The sequence below is a fragment of the Microbacterium sp. genome, assembly GCF_035277845.1.
GTDB lineage: Bacteria > Actinomycetota > Actinomycetes > Actinomycetales > Microbacteriaceae > Microbacterium.
In genome coordinates, this window is the sequence record NZ_DATEJS010000005.1 from 1 (window position 1) to 3,458 (window position 3,458).

Sequence of the window (3,458 nt, forward strand, 5' to 3'; positions counted from 1 at the left end):
CACCACGCCGAGCGGCTGCTTGATCGTGTACACGTCGATGCCGGTCGACACGTTCTCGGAGTGCTCGCCCTTGATCAGCGACGGGAAGCCGCACGCGAGCTCGACGACCTCCTGGCCACGCGCGATCTCGCCCATCGCGTCGGAGAGCACCTTGCCGTGCTCGGACGAGATGATCGCGGCGAGCTCCGCCTTGCGGGCATTCAGCAGCTCGCGGAACGCGAAGATCACCGCCTGCCGCTTGGCGATCGACAGCTGCGACCACACGCGGTATCCGCGCTCGGCGGATGCGATGGCGGAGGCGATCTCGGCGTCGTCGGCCAAGGCCACCTCCGCCTGCACGGCACCCGTGGCGGGGTTGAAGACCGGGGCTGTCCGGCCGCTCGTCGAGGACTTCGTCGCGCCGTCGATCCAATGCCCGATGACTGGGAGGCTGCCTACGCCCGCCGGGGAAAGCGCCGTCTCGGTGATGCTCATCAGTGTGCTTCTTTCGTTGGGGATTCAGAGTTGGGTGTGGACGAGGCGAGCCGCGGTGTCGACCGCGGAGGCGACGTCGCCGTCCTGCGGGTAGAGCAGGGTGCGCCCGACCATGAGGCCGTGCACGCCGGGCAGCGCGAGAGCGCGCCCCCAGGAGGCGTACGTCTCGTCGGGATGGGTGTCGGGATCGCCGCCGAGCAGCAGGGTCGGCAGCGTCGTGGATGCCATCACCCGCTCCATGTCATTGACCACCGGAAGCTTCATCCACGTGCAGGCCGACGAGCTGCCCAGGCCTGCGGCGATCGCGACCGACGTGATCACGGCTTCCGGTGAGAGGTCGTTGACGACCTTCCCGTCGGCCCACGAGCTCATGAACGGCTCGAGCAGGATCGGAACGCCGGCGGCGACGGCGGCATCCACCGCACGAGCCGTGGCCTCGAGGGTGCGCGCGCTACCGGCATCCTGCAGGTTCACCCGCACCAGGAGCTTGGCGGCATCCAGCCCCGCACGCACGATCGCGGGGATGTCGTGGCCGGTGAAGCGATCGTCCATCTCGAAGACGGAGCCGCGCAGGCCCCCGCGGTTCATCGAACCGACGACCACCTTGCCGTCGAGGGCGCCGAGCAGCGCGAGATCATCGATGATGTCCGGCGTGCCGAGCACGCCGTCCACCCCCGGCCGGGACAGCGCGAGCACGAGGCGCTGCAGCAGGTCGTAGCGGTCGGCCATCGCCATGCCGTCACCGCGCACGCCGAGTGCGCCGCGCGCGGGATGGTCGGCGGCGACGATGAACAGCCGGCCGTCGCCCTGAATGAGCGACCGCCGCGTGCGGGCGGCGAGTGCGGCGGTCACGGCCTCCGGGCCGGCCTGCCGGGCGGCGCGCAGCCGCGCGAACGCCTCGTCGCTGATGATGCGGGTGGCGTCAGGCGCGAACATTCTCGATCTCCCCCAGGATGGCTTCGACTTCGGCGCTCGACGGCATCGCGGTCGAGCATTCCCGGCGGGTCGCGACGATCGCGCCCGCGATGTTGGCGAACCGGAGCACCCGCTCGAGGTTCCAGCCCTCCAACAGCCCGTGGCACAGTGCCCCGCCGAAACCGTCCCCGGCGCCCAGGCCGTTGACGACGTCGACGAAGTACGGCGGCACCTCGACCGTCTCTTCGCGGGTCTTCGCGAGCACGCCCTTCGGGCCCTGCTTGACGATCGCGAGCTCTACGCCGCGCTCGAGCAGGGCATCCGCGGCGCGCTGCGGCTCGGTCTCGCCGACCGCGACCTCGCATTCCTCGCGGTTGCCGACGGCCACAGTCACGTGCTCGAGGGCGCGGGAGACCTGCGCGGATGCCTCGGCCGGCGACTCCCAGAACATGGGCCGGTAGTCGAGGTCGAGGATGGTGTGCTCGGCGCGGCCTCGCGCATCCCACGCCGCGAAGTGCGCGGCACGGCTGGGCTCGCGGGACAGGCCCGTGACCGTCGCCCAGTAGATGCGCGCGCGGCGGATCGCGTCGAGATCCAGGTCTTCGGCGCGCAGCGTCAGGTCGGGCGCCACCGGGTCGCGGTAGAAGTAGAGCGGGAAGTCGTCCGGCGGGAAGATCTCGCAGAAGGTGACAGGGGTGTTGTAGTCGGCGTTCGTGCCGACGAAGCGGTCGTCGACGCCGAGGCGCCGCAGCTCCCGGTGCGCGTACCGGCCGAACGGGTCGTCGCCGGTGGCTGTGACGACCGCCGAGCGCAGACCGTGCCGGGCGGCCGCGATCGCGACGTTCGTCGCGCTGCCTCCCAGGTACTTGCCGAAGGTCTCGACATCCTCGAGACCGACGCCGTCCTGGAGCGGATAGATGTCGATGCCGATGCGCCCGATCGTGATCAGGTCGTCGCGTACGTCGTCGTTTGACTCGGTCAAGGCCTCTTCACCCTTCGCTGCGTGGATCGTTGGCGACTACGTTATCACCATTTGTCCTGACAAACTAACAACTTCTCGAATGTGGCCGCAAGAGGGTGGGGCGACGGCACCTCTCACCACGTGCCCTCTTTACCCTCTGCGAAAGATCATGGAATTCTTCCGGCTGGATTCGGTACAGGTTCGCTAAGACTTTCAATATCGTCGAGACATGACGGTTCCGTCCACCGCCTCGCTCGACACGACGAACGCTCGCGCCGCCTACTTCCTCTCGGACAGCACCGGCATCACGGCCGAGACGCTCGGCAACGCCCTGCTCTCGAACTTCCCCGGCTTCGTGTTCCATCGGCACACCATCCCGTTCGTGGACACCGTCAAGGGCGCGAACGACGTGGTGCGCCAGATCGCCCGAGACGCGGACGCCGGCCTCGAACCCATCATCTTCACGACGACGAAGAACGCGGCCGTCAGCGCGGCGCTGCGGACCGCGCCCGGGACGATCATCGACCTGCTCGGCGGCCACCTCACCGAACTCGAAGCGGCCCTCGGCACCACCGCCTCCGAGCAGCTCGGCCAGTTCCACATGCTCGGCGACGCGACGCAGTACTTCGCACGGATGAGGGCTGTGGAGTACGCGATCGAGCACGACGACGGGCAGAGCTCCCGGGCGCTGGACATCGCGGACCTCATCATCGTGGCGCCGAGCCGGTGCGGCAAGACGCCCACCACGATGTACCTCGCGCTGCAGTACGGACTGCTGATCGCGAACTACCCGCTGACCGACGACGATTTCCCGACCGACGGCCTCCCGCCGCTGATCGCCCCCTACGCGGCACGGTGCTTCGGCATCACCACCACGCCGCTGCGGCTCAGCCAGGTGCGGCACGAGCGCCGGCCCGACTCCACGTACGCCAGCCTCGCGCAGTGCACCCTCGAGCTGCGCCGCGCCGAAGACCTCTACCGGCGCAATCGCGTGCCCTTCCTCAACTCCTCCACGAAGAGCGTGGAGGAGATGTCCGCGGTGATCCTGCAGACCCTCAGGCTCCGCCCCTGACCAGCCCCACGAAGGAGAACCCCATGAGCAACATCC

Annotated in this window: 4 protein-coding genes; 1 reads left to right on the forward strand and 3 read right to left on the reverse strand. The window is 68.9% G+C overall.

Annotation, left to right across the window (positions count from 1 at the left end; genetic code table 11):
- The 3 genes from VJR25_RS00190 to iolC form a co-directional block, all read right to left on the reverse strand.
- Positions 1 to 474 (reverse strand): aldehyde dehydrogenase family protein (locus tag VJR25_RS00190; RefSeq protein WP_324111291.1); only part of this gene is annotated, 474 nt, incomplete at its 3' end.
- A 24-nt stretch (positions 475 to 498) separates the two neighbouring features.
- A complete protein-coding gene (locus VJR25_RS00195; protein ID WP_324111293.1) occupies positions 499 to 1,410 on the reverse strand; it encodes a Cgl0159 family (beta/alpha)8-fold protein in 912 nt (303 codons plus the stop codon).
- Positions 1,397 to 2,371 (reverse strand): 5-dehydro-2-deoxygluconokinase, encoded by a 975-nt coding sequence (iolC, locus tag VJR25_RS00200; RefSeq protein WP_324111295.1) that lies wholly within the window; start codon positions 2,369 to 2,371, stop codon positions 1,397 to 1,399. The genes VJR25_RS00195 and iolC overlap by 14 nt, the downstream gene beginning before the upstream one ends.
- A gap of 208 nt (positions 2,372 to 2,579) precedes the next feature.
- Here iolC and VJR25_RS00205 point away from each other — a divergent pair, with 208 nt between their 5' ends.
- The gene (locus VJR25_RS00205) at positions 2,580 to 3,422 is read left to right on the forward strand and encodes a pyruvate, phosphate dikinase/phosphoenolpyruvate synthase regulator (protein ID WP_324111297.1); all 843 of its coding nucleotides are present in this window, start codon (positions 2,580 to 2,582) and stop codon (positions 3,420 to 3,422) included.
- Positions 3,423 to 3,458: the final 36 nt, after the last annotated feature.